At 65.3% G+C, this 14,045-nt stretch carries 14 protein-coding genes; 5 read left to right on the forward strand and 9 right to left on the reverse strand.

Annotation, left to right across the window (positions count from 1 at the left end):
* Nucleotides 1-4: 4 nt before the first annotated feature.
* The gene (locus ACN9MW_RS00475; protein WP_426166529.1) at nucleotides 5-1,432 is read left to right on the forward strand and encodes a PLP-dependent aminotransferase family protein; all 1,428 of its coding nucleotides are present in this window, start codon (nucleotides 5-7) and stop codon (nucleotides 1,430-1,432) included.
* Nucleotides 1,433-1,439: 7 nt separating this feature from the next.
* Here ACN9MW_RS00475 and ACN9MW_RS00480 read toward each other — a convergent pair whose 3' ends face one another.
* Genes ACN9MW_RS00480 through dinB form a run of 4 tightly spaced genes read right to left on the reverse strand, consistent with a single transcriptional unit; the run spans nucleotide 1,440 to nucleotide 4,941 of the window.
* Nucleotides 1,440-2,336, reverse strand: coding sequence for a recombination-associated protein RdgC (locus ACN9MW_RS00480; protein ID WP_130316447.1), 897 nt, complete (start codon nucleotides 2,334-2,336; stop codon nucleotides 1,440-1,442).
* Between the two features lie 56 nt (nucleotides 2,337-2,392).
* Nucleotides 2,393-3,055: a hypothetical protein gene (locus ACN9MW_RS00485; RefSeq protein ID WP_426166531.1), complete on the reverse strand. Its 663-nt coding sequence runs from the start codon at nucleotides 3,053-3,055 to the stop codon at nucleotides 2,393-2,395.
* Complete coding sequence (locus ACN9MW_RS00490; protein ID WP_426166533.1) at nucleotides 3,043-3,735, reverse strand: hypothetical protein; 693 nt, start codon at nucleotides 3,733-3,735, stop codon at nucleotides 3,043-3,045. Before ACN9MW_RS00490 ends, ACN9MW_RS00485 begins: the two co-directional genes overlap by 13 nt.
* 54 nt (nucleotides 3,736-3,789) lie before the next feature.
* Nucleotides 3,790-4,941 (reverse strand): DNA polymerase IV, encoded by a 1,152-nt coding sequence (gene dinB, locus ACN9MW_RS00495; RefSeq protein ID WP_426166535.1) that lies wholly within the window; start codon nucleotides 4,939-4,941, stop codon nucleotides 3,790-3,792.
* Between the two features lie 81 nt (nucleotides 4,942-5,022).
* Here dinB and ACN9MW_RS00500 point away from each other — a divergent pair, with 81 nt between their 5' ends.
* Together ACN9MW_RS00500 and ACN9MW_RS00505 are read left to right on the forward strand one after the other, a co-directional pair.
* Entirely contained in the window at nucleotides 5,023-5,847 is an 825-nt protein-coding gene (locus ACN9MW_RS00500) for a substrate-binding periplasmic protein (protein WP_426166537.1), read from the forward strand.
* A gap of 83 nt (nucleotides 5,848-5,930) precedes the next feature.
* The gene (locus ACN9MW_RS00505) at nucleotides 5,931-7,808 is read left to right on the forward strand and encodes a methyl-accepting chemotaxis protein (RefSeq protein ID WP_426166539.1); all 1,878 of its coding nucleotides are present in this window, start codon (nucleotides 5,931-5,933) and stop codon (nucleotides 7,806-7,808) included.
* Here ACN9MW_RS00505 and ACN9MW_RS00510 read toward each other — a convergent pair.
* The 3 genes from ACN9MW_RS00510 to ACN9MW_RS00520 are packed head-to-tail and all read right to left on the reverse strand — an operon-like array spanning nucleotide 7,805 to nucleotide 9,839.
* Nucleotides 7,805-8,614 (reverse strand): helix-turn-helix domain-containing protein, encoded by an 810-nt coding sequence (locus ACN9MW_RS00510; protein WP_426166541.1) that lies wholly within the window; start codon nucleotides 8,612-8,614, stop codon nucleotides 7,805-7,807. The genes ACN9MW_RS00505 and ACN9MW_RS00510 overlap by 4 nt on opposite strands.
* Nucleotides 8,615-8,624: 10 nt before the next feature.
* A complete protein-coding gene (locus ACN9MW_RS00515) occupies nucleotides 8,625-9,473 on the reverse strand; it encodes an alpha/beta fold hydrolase (protein WP_426166543.1) in 849 nt (282 codons plus the stop codon).
* Nucleotides 9,474-9,488: 15 nt separating this feature from the next.
* On the reverse strand, nucleotides 9,489-9,839 hold the full coding sequence (locus tag ACN9MW_RS00520; protein WP_426166545.1) for a nuclear transport factor 2 family protein: 351 nt from the start codon (nucleotides 9,837-9,839) through the stop codon (nucleotides 9,489-9,491).
* A gap of 91 nt (nucleotides 9,840-9,930) precedes the next feature.
* Here ACN9MW_RS00520 and ACN9MW_RS00525 point away from each other — a divergent pair, with 91 nt between their 5' ends.
* Nucleotides 9,931-10,755 carry a hypothetical protein gene (locus tag ACN9MW_RS00525; RefSeq protein WP_426166547.1) on the forward strand — a complete coding sequence of 275 codons (825 nt, stop codon included), beginning with the start codon at nucleotides 9,931-9,933 and terminating at the stop codon, nucleotides 10,753-10,755.
* A gap of 81 nt (nucleotides 10,756-10,836) precedes the next feature.
* Complete coding sequence (locus ACN9MW_RS00530) at nucleotides 10,837-11,472, forward strand: hypothetical protein (RefSeq protein WP_426166549.1); 636 nt, start codon at nucleotides 10,837-10,839, stop codon at nucleotides 11,470-11,472.
* Here ACN9MW_RS00530 and ACN9MW_RS00535 read toward each other — a convergent pair.
* Nucleotides 11,465-12,751, reverse strand: a complete 1,287-nt coding sequence (locus ACN9MW_RS00535; protein WP_426166551.1) for a glycerate kinase type-2 family protein — start codon at nucleotides 12,749-12,751, stop codon at nucleotides 11,465-11,467. The genes ACN9MW_RS00530 and ACN9MW_RS00535 overlap by 8 nt on opposite strands.
* Nucleotides 12,721-13,992, reverse strand: a complete 1,272-nt coding sequence (locus ACN9MW_RS00540; RefSeq protein ID WP_426166553.1) for an MFS transporter — start codon at nucleotides 13,990-13,992, stop codon at nucleotides 12,721-12,723. Before ACN9MW_RS00540 ends, ACN9MW_RS00535 begins: the two co-directional genes overlap by 31 nt.
* Between the last annotated feature and the right edge of the window lie 53 nt (nucleotides 13,993-14,045).

The raw sequence follows: 14,045 nt of genomic DNA on the forward strand, positions 1-14,045 counted from the left end.
ATTTATGTACCATTCCCTGAACCTCGCCATCGACCGCCAAGCCGCTGCCACGCTGGCGGACCAGATCTTCCTCGGCCTGCGCGGCGCGATCGGCGACGGGCGCCTGGCGCCGCAAGCCCGCCTGCCGTCCTGGCATGACCTGGCCGCACAATTGGGGGTGGCGCGCGGCACCGTGCGGCAGGCTTATGAACGGCTGCGCGATGAGCAGCTGGTCTACACCGCCGGCGCGGCCGGCACTTTCGTTTGTGCGGGCGGCACGATGGCAGGCGGAGGAAGGCCAGGCAGCGAAGCGGCACGCGTGGCGCCAGGCGCAGCAGCGCTGGAAGTGGTGCAAGCCTTTCCCGGAAGGGCTGTCAGCACCAACCCCTTCCAGGTTGGGGTGCCGGCGCAGGACGCCTTTCCCTTCAAGACCTGGTCGCGGGTGATGGGGAGGGCGGCACGCACGGCGGCTGCGATGCCGCTCTCCTATCCCGACCCGCGTGGCGAATATGCGCTGCGCGCCGAAATCGCGGCATACCTGTGCATGGCGCGCGGCCTCGATTGCACACCCGGGCAGGTGCTGGTCTGCAACGGCTATGCTGGCGCGCTTGGGCTGGTACTGCGCGCGCTTGAGTTGAAAGGCGAACAGGCGTGGATCGAGCAGCCGGGCTACATGGCCACACGCGACGCACTAGCGGCGGCGGGATTGCAGCTGGTACCCGTCCCCGTCGATCCGGAAGGAATGGATGTCGCGGCTGGCATGCAAAGGGCGCCACGTGCCAGGCTGGCGGTGGTGACGCCGGGCCAGCAAGCGCCCCTCGGCGTGACCTTGTCGCTGCGCCGGCGCCAGGCCTTGCTGGAATGGGCTGCGCAGGCAGGCGCCTGGATCATCGAGGACGATTACCTGGGCGAATTGCAGCCGCAAGGCCGCGCCGCGCCTGCGCTGGCTTCACAGGACCGCAATGGCCGCGTGCTGCACCTTGGCACCTTCAGCAAGACGCTGACGCCATCCCTGCGGGTCGGTTTCCTGGTAGCGCCGCCGGAACTGGCGGACCTGCTGGCGCAAACGGCTTCCACTTGCGGCAGCGCTCCGCCGCCGGTTGTGCAACTGGCAGTGGCGGAATTCCTGCATAGCGGCGCCTACCTGCGCCACCTGCGCCATATGAAGCGTCTGTACCAGGAACGCAGGAGCGCACTGGGCGCGGCGCTGGAAAGACTTGGCGCAATCCATGCGCCGGCAGCACTGGGCGTGCTGCTGCAATTGCCTGCGAATGTCAACGATGTGGAAGTCGCTGCGCGAGCGCGCAGCCTGGGCATGGCGCCATCCGCCTTGTCGGGATGGTATGCCGGGGCACAACCCGTCAGTGGCGGACTGCTACTTGGCGTGACCAACGTGCCCGAGGACAAAGCCCCGGGCTATTGCGAGCGCCTGCTGGCGCTCACGCGGGGATAGCGAAAACTCAGGCCTTCGCTTCGCCGCCTAGGGCGTCGACCACGTCCTGCAGCAGCTTGGACAGTTCGCCGGTCATCAGCATGAAGTCGCCGTCGAAGCGTTCCTCGTCGTTGCGGGTCACGGCGTCGTTTTCCTTCATCACATCCAGCGGCTTGACGCTCTTGATGGCCAGCGCTTCGGTCAGCACGAAGCTGATCTTGCTGTCCCAGGTCATGGCCAGGCGGGTGCACTGCTTGCCGGCCGCGATGTGGCGGCGTACTTCTTCCGGCTCCAGGGTGTGGCGCACGTAGCGCACGGCTGCCTTGCTCTCGCCGGTGGCGCGCAGTTCGGTGTCCATGTCGACGGTGAAGCCGGCTGGCGCTTCGTCATCCTGCAGCCAGGCAGTCATCACGCCCACCGGGGAACGCTGCACGCGCAGGCTTTCGATCGGCATGCGGTCGACAGCTTTCAGCAGGTGCTTGATGACGTCGTCGGCTTTGGCCGGGCTGGCGGCATCGACCACCAGCCAGCCGTTGACCGGGTCGATCCAGCACCATGTGTTGCTGCGGATGGTGAAGGCGCGCGGCAGCAGTTCGTCGTGCACGCGTTCCTTGAGTTCTTTCATGGCTTTTTTGCCAGGAGCGAAGCCTTGCTGCTCTTCCATTTCGGCCGCGCGCGCCTTGGCAACCTGGTTGACCACGGTCGATGGCAGCAGCTTTTTCTCGGTGCCCAGCACCATCAGCATCTGCTTGTTGACAACGTGCACCAGGCCGCCGTTTGGACGCGGCTTGTCCCAGCCCTGGCGCATCAGCTCATTGCTGCTGGCAGGCGAGAAGGACTGCGACTGGAGGGCTTCTTCGAGTTGTTCTGGAGTAAATGCCCAAGGGGCAGGCAGGCGGTAAACCTGGAGATTCTTGAACCACATAAACGTTATCGACCTTGATCAGCTTTTTCCACGGGAACGACATTTTACATGGGTCCTCATGGGCAAGTCATGACCTTTGTCTTGTTCCCGTCACGGCCGGGGTCTTGTCCCCGTGCGCCGACCAGGTTGGTGTACTCGCAATACTGCTGATTCCCCCTGCGGTAGCGCTTCATGGTCACGCCGTCGCCCAGGTCGGAAGTCTGTTCCAGCACCCATTCCTTGGTTTGCGCCTTGGCGATTGCCATCCCAAGCTTGGTGTCCGGCAGGATGATTGTTGCAAATTTATTCAGGCTTTCCTTGCGGAGCTGGCGGTCGACGCCGGCGGCCAGCTTGCGATTTTTCTCGAGCAGCGTCTCCGCCAGTGGCGCCGGCTTGGCAAACGGGTCGTCGTTGACGGTGGCTGGCACGGTAACGGCTTCTGCTACCGGCGCCGCAGTCTCGGAAGCTGCCGGCGCGGTCGCTGTGCTGACCACCGGCGGCGGCGGTGCAGCGCGCCGGACGGTAGCAACCGGCGCCGCCGGTGCGGCCACGGCAGGCGGGCGCCTGGGCAATTCCCTCGGTGCTTGCAGGTAGACCAGTTCCGTTTCGCGCTGGACGCTGGCCTGCCGTACATAGGGCATGCCGCGCCAGCACAGGAAGAGCGCTGCGTGCGCCAGCGCGATGGCGGCCAGCCAGGCCTGGCGCCTGCGGGGCTCGAAGGGCAGGCTCATTTGGGACATTTGACCAGGCGGGCTTTCGAGCCCTTGCGGAAGACATCGTGGCCGCCGGTCCCGATATGGTCGACCTCTTCGCACACCATTTTCCCGCGCAACATATAGCGCTTGTGCACGATGCCGTTCGCGCCGGCGAAACTCTCCGGCGCGAATGGTTTGGGCGGAGGGGCACCGGTGATGGAAAGCGTCGCGGCCTTGTCCTCGTCCACGACGGTGGCATATTTGTTCAGGCTCTCCTTGCGCAACTGGCGGTCGATGCTGGCGGCCGACTTGCGGGTCTTTTCAAGCAAGGATTCGTCGCGCACCGCCGGTTTGGCAAATGGGTCGGCCGGCAAGCTGGCGGGCGCTGGCAGGGTGATCGACTGCGGCATTGCCTCTGCGGAAGCGGGCAGTGCATCCGGACTGACCGCTTCGCTGGCAACCGGAGGCGGTGCAGGGCGGGCCTGGACGGCCGCTGTGTGCTGCGCGGTCGGCTGCACGCGCGGTGGTCGCGGGGGCAATTCGGCCGAACGGTGACGAATGGCTTGCGGCAGCTTCAGCAAGATCAGTTCGCCTTCCGGCTGCCCGGCCAATTCCTGCGCCTGCCGCGCGACAGGGCGCCAGGCCATCAGCACGGCCAGATGGCCGAAGGCGATAAGCACCAGCCAGGCGCGCCGTGCCGGGCGATGAACAGCGTTGGCTTGCATAGGTAATCCGGGTTTGCAGCCGGACTCAGCATGCCAGCTCGCGCGGGAAAGGTATCATAAATTAGCAAAAAGATCACCTTGCGCCGGCTGGGCCCTGGCAGCCTCGTCCAGCGTGCAGAGGGCCGACATGCGCACGCCGAGCAGGCGCAGCCGGTCGTCCAGCGGCACGCGGCGCAGGCATTCGCCGGCAGCGCGGCGGATGGCGGCGGCATCGGCCGTGGGCGAAGGCAGGGTCAGGTCGCGCGTCACCGTGCGGAAGTCGGCATAGCGCAGCTTGATACCCACCGTGCGGCCGGCGTAGCGCTTGCGCGCCAGGTCCTCGGCCACCTTCTGGCACAGGCGGGTGAAGATTTCGGACAGCTCGGCGCGGTCGCGCTTGACGTGCAGGTCGCGCGAGAAGGTGGTTTCGCGGCTGACGCCTTTCGGCTCGCTGCGCGTGGCGACGGCGCGCTCGTCGCGGCCATGAGAAATGCGCTGCAGCCATTCCGCGTAGTTGAGGCCGAAGTGTTCCTGCAACAGGGCTGGGTCGGCCGCAGCCAGCTGGCCGACGGTGTCGATGCCGAGCGCGACCAGCTTTTTCTCCGCCTTGGGGCCGATGCCGTTCACCTTGCGCACCGGCAGCGGCCAGATACGGGCCGGGACGTCGTCGTAGCCGACCACGGTCAGGCCGTTGGGCTTTTCCAGGTCGGAGCAGATCTTGGCCAGCAGCTTGTTGGGCGCCACGCCTATCGAGCACGACAGCCCGGTGGCAGCGCGCACCGCATCCTTGATGCGCTGGGCCAGCTCACGCGTTTCGCCCGCCACCTCGGTCAGGTCGATATAGATTTCATCGATGCCGCGGTCTTCGATCTGTGGCGCGATGCTGGCCACGGCCGCCTTGAACAGGCGCGAATACTTGCGGTAGGAATCGAAATCCACCGGCAGCAGGATGGCGTCCGGCGCCAGGGCAGCCGCCTTCATCGTGCCCATGGCGGAAAAGACGCCCAGCGCCCGCGCTTCATAGGTGGAGGTGGTGATCACGCCGCGGCCCACGTAGTCGCGCAGGCGGGAGAATTCGCGGGTGCCGTCCGGCAGTTCGCGCGGCTGGTGGCGACCGCCGCCGCCAATCACCACCGGCAGGCCGCGCAATTCCGGATAGCGCAGCAGCTCCACGGACGCGTAAAAGGCATCCATGTCGAGGTGGGCAATGCGGCGGGGCCAGTCCATAACAAATAGTCGAGTTCGCTAGTGATACTGTAATTATATACAGCATTTTGAGCAAGGTGCCCGGCGGATATACTGCTGGGCATGTACATCCTGCCCCTGCTGTTCGCCTTTGCCGCCACCCCAGCAATTGCCGCCCCTGCCTGCCCAGCACCACTGCATGCCGGCGCCAGCGACCTTGGCCAGGCCTCCTTTCGCGAGGACGACAGGGTTGGCGGGGCCGCCATCGACGTCGTGCGGGAACTGGCGCGCCGCACCAACTGTCCGCTCGATATCAGCTGGTACCCGCGGGCGCGGCTCTGGGCGGAATATGCCGGCGGCCGCATCAACGTAACCGCCAGCTCGGCCCGCAGCGCAGAGCGCGACCGCCTCGGCCAGTTCGTGCCCTTTGTCACCACGCGCTTCGACCTGGTGTTATCGCACCGCGTGACGGGCAGTTACAAATCGCTGGCCGAATTCGTGGAACATAGCAGCGCGCGCCTGAACCTGGTGCGTGGCATCCTGTACACGCCCGACGCCGAGGCCCAGGTCGCCCGCTTGCGCGAACAGGGCCGGGTCGAAGTGGTCAACGACTTTGATATCGCCTTCCGAAAAATAGCCTCGAAACGCGCCGAGGCGACACTGGCGCCGATGACGATCTATGCGCGCTACCTGCAAAGCGCCGGCCTGCAGGGGCACGTCAGCGTGATGCCGGTCACGGAATCGTTCCCCGTGCTGGCCGGCGCTTATCTCTCTCGCAGCGACCTCTCCCCGGCCGCGCGCAAGGTGTTTGCCGATGCCTTGCTCGGCATGGTGGCCGATGGCACTGTGGCGCGCATCTACGGCAAATATGTCGGCGAAGCGAACGGCCGCGCCCTGGTGCCGGACCATGGGCGTGGCATCATTTCAGCGTACCAGCAACTTCCCTGACTTTGCTGTGGCATTGAGCGCTGCGCCGCGTTACCATGCCTGTGCGATCATCGAAAAAAAACCACTTTCTGGCGAGGCTTGGCATGAGCTTTTCGAACATGAATATCGGTGTGAAGCTGGCGATCGGTTTTGCGCTGGCCATTGCGATCCAGCTGGCAATGTCGCTGACAGGGATCAGCCGCCTGAGCCACAACTCGACCCTGACCGAGCGCCTGATCAGCGATCGCTACCTGAAGGTGCAGCTGACCAACGAGATGCGCAGCTATTCCAACCGCTCGGCGCAAGCCTTGCGCAATGCCATGCTGGCGCCGGACAAGATCAGCAGCGACGCTTTCCTGGCCAGCATGGCGGAAGCTGATACGGCAGGCGCCGCGGCGGCGCAAAAGCTGCAGAAGATCCTGGTACTGGAAGAGGCCAAGAAACTGTTTGCCGAAGAAACGCAGGCGTTCGAAGCTTTCCGAGCCAAGCGCGATGAGGTGGTCAAGCTGTTCAAGGAAGGCGACCAGGACAGCGCGGTGCAAACGCTGTTCAAGCAGGCCATCCCGCTGCAAAACACCTATTTCGGCAAACTCGACGCCATCCTTGCCCTGCAAAACAAGCTGATGGGGCAGGATAGCGCGGAAGCAACCGAGTCCGCATCGAATGCAACCATGCTGATGATCGGCCTGCTGGTGCTGGCAACCGCGCTGTCGGTGGCGGCAGGCTACCTGATCACCCGTTCCGTGACCGGGCCCTTGCTGCAGGCGGTGGAGGTGGCCGAAACCGTGGCCCACGGCGACCTGACTGCCGACATCGACACCAGCCGCAAGGATGAAACCGGGCGCTTGCTGAATGCCCTGCAAGAAATGGTGGCCTCGCTGAAGCGCACCGTCGGCTCGGTACGCACGTCCACCGATACCATCAATACCGCCGCGGCGGAAATCGCGGCCGGCAATCTCGACCTGTCGCGCCGCACCGAGCAGCAGGCGGCCAGCCTGGAGGAAACCGCCTCCTCGATGGAGGAGTTGACCTCGACGGTCCGGCAGAACGCCGACAACGCGCGCCAGGCCAACCAGCTTGTGGTGTCGGCTGCCGGCCATGCCAGCGAAGGCGGGCAAGTGGTGGGCGAGGTGGTCGATACCATGGGCGGGATCAAGGCCAGTTCGGCGCGCATGGCGGACATCATCAGCGTGATTGACGGCATCGCCTTCCAGACCAATATCCTGGCCCTGAATGCCGCGGTGGAGGCGGCGCGCGCCGGCGAGCAGGGCCGCGGTTTCGCCGTCGTGGCGTCGGAGGTGCGCAACCTTGCGCAGCGCAGCGCGGCAGCGGCCAAGGAAATCAAGGAACTGATTGACGATTCGATCGCCAAGGTTGACGCGGGCGGTGCGCTGGTGGATCGCGCCGGTGCGACCATGAAGCAGATCGTGGCGTCGGTGCAGCAGGTGGCGGACATCATGAATGAGATCACCTCGGCCAGCCAGGAGCAGTCTTCCGGAATTGAACAGGTGAACACTGCCATCGCGGAAATGGATAACGCAACGCAGCAGAATGCGGCGCTGGTGGAACAGGCGGCCGCAGCGGCGCGTAGCATGCAGGAGCAATCCGAGCGGCTGGTGGAGGCAGTGGCGGTATTCCGGATGGAAGGCTCGGCAGGGCAATATTCGGCGCCGGTTGCGCGCGCCTCCACTGCGACCAGCGTCCCGGCGCAGGCCATAGTGCCTGCGCTGAGGGCGGCCCGCGCCCCTGCCGGCAGTGGTGCGGCCGGCAATGCGGTGAAAGGCGGGGCGGCAAGGCGCACGGCGCAGGCTGCAAAAGCAAATGGCGTCGGCGCTTCCGTGCCGGCAGTGAATGCTGTGGAGGATGAAGCTCCGGCCGCCCCTGCTGCACCGGCCAAGGCGGCGCGCGCTGGCGCGGCGGGCAAGCAGTCAGCGGCGCCGGCGCGCGCCACGCCGCCCGGCGACGACTGGGAAGAGTTTTAGGCCGGCAGCTTGCGGAACCACTGCGCCGTCGCTTCGTCGGCGGGGAAGAATGCCTCCACGCGCAACTCATGCACCGTGACGTCGTGCGGCGTGCCGAGCGTGGCGATGGTGGTGAACAGGTTGAGCTCCACGCCATCCTTTCGCACCGTGAACGGCAGGAAGGGCAGCGCGCGGCGGTCCAGGTTGGCAGTCTTCGACGCCGCACGGATGCCTGGAATCGCCAGCAGCTCCTCCAGCAACATGGTCGCTTCACTGCCCGGCCCGTCGCCCATGGCCTCCCGTTGAATCCATTGCAGCAGGTCGACGCTGACATCCTCCCAATTGACGATGTACTTGCGCAGGCCATTCGGCTCCAGGGTCAGCTTGATCACGTTGGAGGTAGTAGGCGGGCCATCGAGCAGCCACTCGATCATCTTGGCTGCCGGGCCGTTGCTCATGACCAGGTTCCACAAGCGGTCCACCACCAGTGCAGGATAGGGCGCCTGCTGTCGCAGCATGAAGTCCAGCGCCTGCTTCACCGCCTTCATTTCGGGATCGGACAAGTTGCGCTCCTGGTAGGCCGGCGCGTATCCGGCTGCCAGCAGCATCACATTGCGCTCCCGTAGCGGGATGTCGAGGACAATGCCCAGTTTCAGGATCATTTCGCGGCTGGGCTGCGAGCGTCCGCTTTCCAGGAAACTGATATGCCGCTGCGAGATGCCGCTCTCGGTCGACAGCCGCAACTGGCTGAAACCGCGCTTGCCGCGCCAATAGCGCATCGCCGCTGCGTAGTCGCTGAAATACTGCCCTGGTGCCGCCGCTCCCATATCGCTCCCCTCAAGACCGTATGAAGTCCAGCAAGTCGCTGTTCACTCTTGCCATGTGGGTGAGGAACATACCATGCGGCGCGCCTTCGTACACTTGAAGTTTCGCATTGGGTAGCAGTGCGGCGCTCGGCCTGGCGGTCAGCTCGAACGGCGCGCTGGCGTCATTGGTGCCGGCAAACAGCAGAACCGGCAGCGTAACGTTCGGCAGCTCGGCACGGAAATCTTCGCGCTGCAGCGAGCGGTTGCATTCGTACAATGCCTGCAGCGAGGCTTGCAGCGGCATGGCGCGCAGCCAGTCACGCATGCCTGGTGGCGTATGTTCGGCCACGAACGGCGGCAGGTTTTCATCGATCCATTTCGGCAGGTCCTTCATCAGCTGCTCCTTGCGGAAGTATTCCAGCAGCGCCGGATCGATGCCGTCCGGGTTGTCGGCAGACCTGGCGATGCAAGGCGTCATGGTCCCCAGCAAGGCGACGCGCCTGATGCGGCGCTGCCCGTGGCGGGTCAGGTAGCGCACCACTTCATTGCAGCCCATCGAATGGGCCACCAGGGTGACTTCATCCAGGTCAAGCGCTTCCAGCACGGCACCCAGGTCGTCGGCCAGGGTGTTGAAGTCATAGCCGCGGCCAGGATCGCTGGAGCGGCCGTGGCCGCGCCGGTCGAAGGCAATCACGCGCATGCCCTGCTCCGCCAGCGCCAGCATCTGGTAGCACCAGGAATCGGCACCCAGCGACCAGCCACCCACGAACAGAACCGGTTCGCCATCGCCCCAGTCGCGGTAGAACAGGTTGACGCCGTCGGCAGTACGCACGGTGTTCGGTTCGATCACGCGGGCGCCCGAGATCTTGTATGCGGTCATGATTGCCTCCCTTCCTTACTGTGCGAAGTAGTCGATAAAGCCGGTCACGCTGGCCAGGCGCCCGTCCGCCGCGAGAACTGCGAAGTCGGTGCCTTTGGCAACCGGATCGCTGCCAGGCGCGCCCAGCGTCCACGAGAAGCGCAGCACGTCGCCATGGCTGTCCGGGGTGCCGGCCAGTTCAAAACGGTGGCCGGGGAAGTGCCCCTGCGCGCCGGCGATCATGGCGTCGATCGCACCATGGCCGGCGCCCTGCATCAGCGGGTCCTTGTAGTTGGCTTCCGGAGTGAAAGCCGCTGCCACACGGGCACGGCGCTCATCGGCGCTGCGCTCGTTCCAGGCTGCCAGGTATTTGTCGACGATTTGCATGGTGTTTCTCCTTTCGTTGGTTGGTGAAGCCATTGTCAACAAATCCATGCCATGCGACGATTACCTCCCAGGTAATCAAACAGGAATCCATGTGACACTCCATCACCGATTTGCCCTCATTTCCCTGCTGGCTGGCTGCGCCGTTGCGCAAGCAGGCTGCCCAACGACACTGCCGCTGAAAGGCGTGCTCAATATCGATAACTGCTATCCGATGCGCGAGGAATGCGTGCCCGCATCGGATGCCTTGTATCAGTACGCGGAGGCCGTACCGGACGGCGGGGATGAGGGGATGACCATCGCCCTCCATGGCAGCCCCTGGCACTTGTATGGTCCCGACTCCCGCATCATGACGATCGACAAACTGGCGGAGGTCCTCCGGCAGGAAAGCAAAAAGAAGAAGAAGCTCAGCCATGTCGTGCTGATGTCTTCGTGGAGCGGCACAGCGCCCGACAAGCATCATCTTCCGCTGGCGCGGCAACTGTCCAACAAGCTGGGCGACGTCAAGGTAAGCGGTGCCGACGGCTTCCTGTGGTACAGCAAGGACGGCAAGCTCACCACCACGCAGCAAGCTTTTACAGCTTTCGTTACTGGCCCGTATGCCGTCAAAAAAGGGGAGCCGGTCATGGCATCGCTGGTGACAGGCTGGCCAGCACAGTTTGAAGAGACGTTTGCCAGGCAAGGCGACGCCGATGGCTTGCTGCGCGCCGGCGTCGGTCATGAAACGTTCAGCCTTTGCCCCGAGCGCGCATGGAAGGCGTTTGATGCCGCTGCGGCGCTGGGCAATCCAGTCGCCGCCTACAACGCTGCCGTCCTGAGACTGGAGCGGGGCGCTCGTGGCGACCGGGAAGCAGCGCAGGACCTGCTCAGGAAAGCCGTAGCGGCCGGCGACCAGCCAGCCAGCCGCTGCCCTGCTTGAACAAACAACATTGCACCGCAAAGGGAAGCCGTGAGAGGATTAGCCTTCCCCGAAAGCAGAGATGAAAAACAGGAGTTCCAGTTGAAATCGATTTTATTTGTGGCCGGCCTGGCCATCAGCACCACGGCTGCAGTGGCGAATGCCGCACCGGCGGCATCGGCATCGGCGAAGGCGTCCAAGCCTGCGGCTTCTGCTGCGGCCCCGGCGCCAGTGGCTGTGCAGACGCGCGACGTTCCCGTCAATGACTTCATGCAGGGCCGCCTGCCGTACCAGATCGCCCTGAACGTGCCGGTACCGGCGGAATTCCAGCAGTCCAAGGTCAAGAAAATCGGCTATTCGTACTGGATGCGCCCGGAAGATGCCGCGACGGCGACCGCCGCCAGCCTGCCGACCCGCAATGGCTATATGTACGGTTCAACCGCCACCAACGTCACTTACGACGCGGCCCACCATGTGTTCTACGGGATCAGTGATCCCGGTTCGCTGAACAAACTGCGCGGTGCAGCCACCAATATCCAGGTCCAGGAATTCAAAGATGCCAGGCACCCGGCCGTGATGGTTTCCATGATCAGCGGCACCACTGGACAGCCGGCCTACTTCATGTACATGGCAACCGGAAAAAAAAACGAGACGTTCTTCCTGTCCTACCGCGCGCCGGACGGCCGCAAGGACATTGGCGATGCGGTGTGGGCCAAGCTGGCCGCCGCCATCAAATAAGCAGGATCGCCCGGAAGTCGTTCACATTGGTGCGGGTGGGGCCGGTGACCACCAGGTCGCCCAGCGCTGAGAAGAAGCTGTAGCCGTCGTTGTTGTCGAGCAGGGCGCGGGCGTCCAGGCCCTGGGCGGCGGCGCGCTGCAGCGTGTCCGGCCCCAGCACGGCGCCGGCATTGTCCTCGGTGCCGTCGATGCCGTCGGTGTCGCAGGCGATGGCGTGCACGCCGGGCGCTCCCTGCAGCGCGACAGCCAGCGCCAGCAGGTATTCCGCATTGCGCCCGCCGCGGCCCGTGCCGCGCACCGTGACGCTGGTTTCCCCGCCTGACAGGATGACGCAGGGCGGCCGCAATGGGCTGCCATGCTCGATCACGCCTTGCGCCAGGGCGGCATGCGACACGGCCACCGTGCGCGATTCGCCTTCCAGCCTGTCGCTCAATATCAGCGGGCGCAGGCCTTCGGCGCGGGCCATGTCGGCCGCCGCCTGCAAGGCGTGCCTGGCGGAGGCAATCACCGCCACGCTATTGCGCTCCAGGCGTGAATCGCCGGGCTTTGGCGTCTCCTGCGCCGGGTCTTCCAGCACTGCGCGCACGGCGGGCGCCAGCTCGATGCCATATTGCTGCAGGATGCGCAGGGCGTCCTGCGCGGTCGACGGATCGGCCAGGGTCGGGCCGCTGGCCACCACGGCCGGATCGTCGCCCGGCACGTCCGACAGCACTAGCGTGACCACGCGCGCCTGGCCGCAAGCCAGCGCCAGGCGGCCCCCCTTGATCGCCGACAGGTGCTTGCGCACGATATTGATGTCGCCAATCGGCGCGCCGCTGCGCAGCAAAGCCTTGTTGATGTCGCGCTTCTGCTCCAGCGTGATGCCGGGCGCCGGCAGCGACATCAGCGCCGAGCCGCCGCCGGACATCAGGCACAGCACCATATCGTCCGGCCCCAGGCCCCGCACTGCCGCCAGCATGCGGCGCGCTGCGGCCTGGCTGGCGTCGTCCGGCACCGGGTGGCCGGCCTCGATCACTTCCACCTGCTGCGTGGGCGCGCCATGTCCGTAGCGCGTCACCACGACGCCGCTCAGGGGGCCCTGCCAGCGCCGCTCCACGCCCTGCGCCATGCGCGCGGACGCCTTGCCGGCGCCGATGATGACGGTACGGCCTTTCGGCGGCGGCGGCAGGTGGGCCGCAATGGTTTCCAGCGGGTCGGCCGCGCGCAGGGCGGCGTTGAACAGTTCGGACAGCAGTTCGCGGCCAGTCTTCACAGCATTTCTCCTTTGCTGCCGACGCATAGCAGCACCAGGGCGCCGCCCGCCGCCAGGCAGGCCGCCACCAGCAGCATGCCGTTGGCTGTACTGTGCGTGGCGTCCTTGATCGCGCCGACCAGGTAGGGGCTGACAAAACCGGCCAGGTTGCCGAGCGAATTGATCATGGCGATGCCTGCCGCTGCCGCAGAGCCGCCCAGCATGGCGGTCGGAATGCTCCAGAACACCGGGAAGGTGCTGAGGATGCCGGCCGTCGCCACGCTCAAGGCCGCCAGCGCCAGCACCGGGTTGTTTGCATAATGCGTCGACGCCAGCAAGGCTGCTGCGCCAATGAAGGCAGCCAGCGCAACGTGCCAGCGCCGTTCGCCGCTGCGGTCGGAATGGCGCGCAATCAGGATCATCGCCACTGCTGCGATGCCATACGGGATGGCGGTCAGCAGCCCGATGTCGAGCACGTCCTGCACGCCGCTGTTGCGTATCAGTTGCGGCAGCCAGAAGCCGACGCCGTACAGCCCCATCACCAGCAGGAAGTACACCAGCGCCAGGATCCACACCCGGCTGCTGCCGAACACGTGGCGCAGGCCCCATTGCGCGCGCGGTGCGCCGTCGCGCGCCAGCTCGTGCTTCAACAGCGCCTTTTCCTCGTCGTTAAGCCAGTTGGCATCGTCGATGCCATCGTCCAGCAGCGCCAGCGTCAGCACGCCCAGCGCCACTGCCGGCAAGCCCTCCAGCAGGAACAGCCACTGCCAGCCGGCCAGCCCGCCGCTGCCGCCAAAGTGCGACATGATCCAGCCCGACAGCGGGCCGCCCACCACGCCCGCCACCGCGACGCCGCTCATGAAAACGGCGACGATGCGGGCGCGCCGCTGCGCCGGATACCAGTAGGTGAGGTACAGGATCACGCCGGGGAAGAAGCCCGCCTCCGCCACGCCAAGCAGGAAGCGCATCACATAGAAGCTCACCGGGCTGCTGGTGAACAGCATGGCCGCCGACAGCAGGCCCCAGCTGGCCATGATGCGCGCAATCCAGCGCCGCGCGCCGACGCGCAGCATCAGCAGGTTGGAAGGCACCTCGCACAGGAAGTAGCCTACGAAGAAGATCCCGGCGCCCAGCCCATACACGGTGTCGGAAAACTGCAGGTCCGCCTGCATCTGCAGCTTGGCAAAACCGACGTTCACCCGGTCCAGGTATGCCACCACGTAGCACAGGAAGAGGAAGGGCAGCAGGCGCCAGGTGACGCGCGCATACAGCGTTTCGGTAGTGATCATTCTTGTTGTATTTCTAAGTATCGCACCCTAGAATCATTGCACATTTTCCCCCC

It is taken from the genome of Pseudoduganella sp. R-34, assembly GCF_049904655.1.
GTDB lineage: Bacteria > Pseudomonadota > Gammaproteobacteria > Burkholderiales > Burkholderiaceae_D > Rugamonas.

Excerpts from the sequence above, each read along its gene's own strand:
- ACN9MW_RS00510 (WP_426166541.1), bottom strand. The coding sequence starts at position 8,614 with ATGGGAGCGGCGGCACCAGGGCAGTATTTCAGCGACTACGCAGCGGCG.
- ACN9MW_RS00540 (WP_426166553.1), bottom strand. The coding sequence starts at position 13,992 with ATGATCACTACCGAAACGCTGTATGCGCGCGTCACCTGGCGCCTGCTG.
- dinB (WP_426166535.1), bottom strand. The coding sequence starts at position 4,941 with ATGGACTGGCCCCGCCGCATTGCCCACCTCGACATGGATGCCTTTTAC.
- ACN9MW_RS00535 (WP_426166551.1), bottom strand. The coding sequence starts at position 12,751 with ATGCGTCGGCAGCAAAGGAGAAATGCTGTGAAGACTGGCCGCGAACTG.
- ACN9MW_RS00500 (WP_426166537.1), top strand. The coding sequence starts at position 5,023 with ATGTACATCCTGCCCCTGCTGTTCGCCTTTGCCGCCACCCCAGCAATT.
- ACN9MW_RS00505 (WP_426166539.1), top strand. The coding sequence starts at position 5,931 with ATGAGCTTTTCGAACATGAATATCGGTGTGAAGCTGGCGATCGGTTTT.
- ACN9MW_RS00490 (WP_426166533.1), bottom strand. The coding sequence starts at position 3,735 with ATGCAAGCCAACGCTGTTCATCGCCCGGCACGGCGCGCCTGGCTGGTG.
- ACN9MW_RS00485 (WP_426166531.1), bottom strand. The coding sequence starts at position 3,055 with ATGTCCCAAATGAGCCTGCCCTTCGAGCCCCGCAGGCGCCAGGCCTGG.
- ACN9MW_RS00515 (WP_426166543.1), bottom strand. The coding sequence starts at position 9,473 with ATGACCGCATACAAGATCTCGGGCGCCCGCGTGATCGAACCGAACACC.
- ACN9MW_RS00480 (WP_130316447.1), bottom strand. The coding sequence starts at position 2,336 with ATGTGGTTCAAGAATCTCCAGGTTTACCGCCTGCCTGCCCCTTGGGCA.
- ACN9MW_RS00475 (WP_426166529.1), top strand. The coding sequence starts at position 5 with ATGTACCATTCCCTGAACCTCGCCATCGACCGCCAAGCCGCTGCCACG.
- ACN9MW_RS00520 (WP_426166545.1), bottom strand. The coding sequence starts at position 9,839 with ATGCAAATCGTCGACAAATACCTGGCAGCCTGGAACGAGCGCAGCGCC.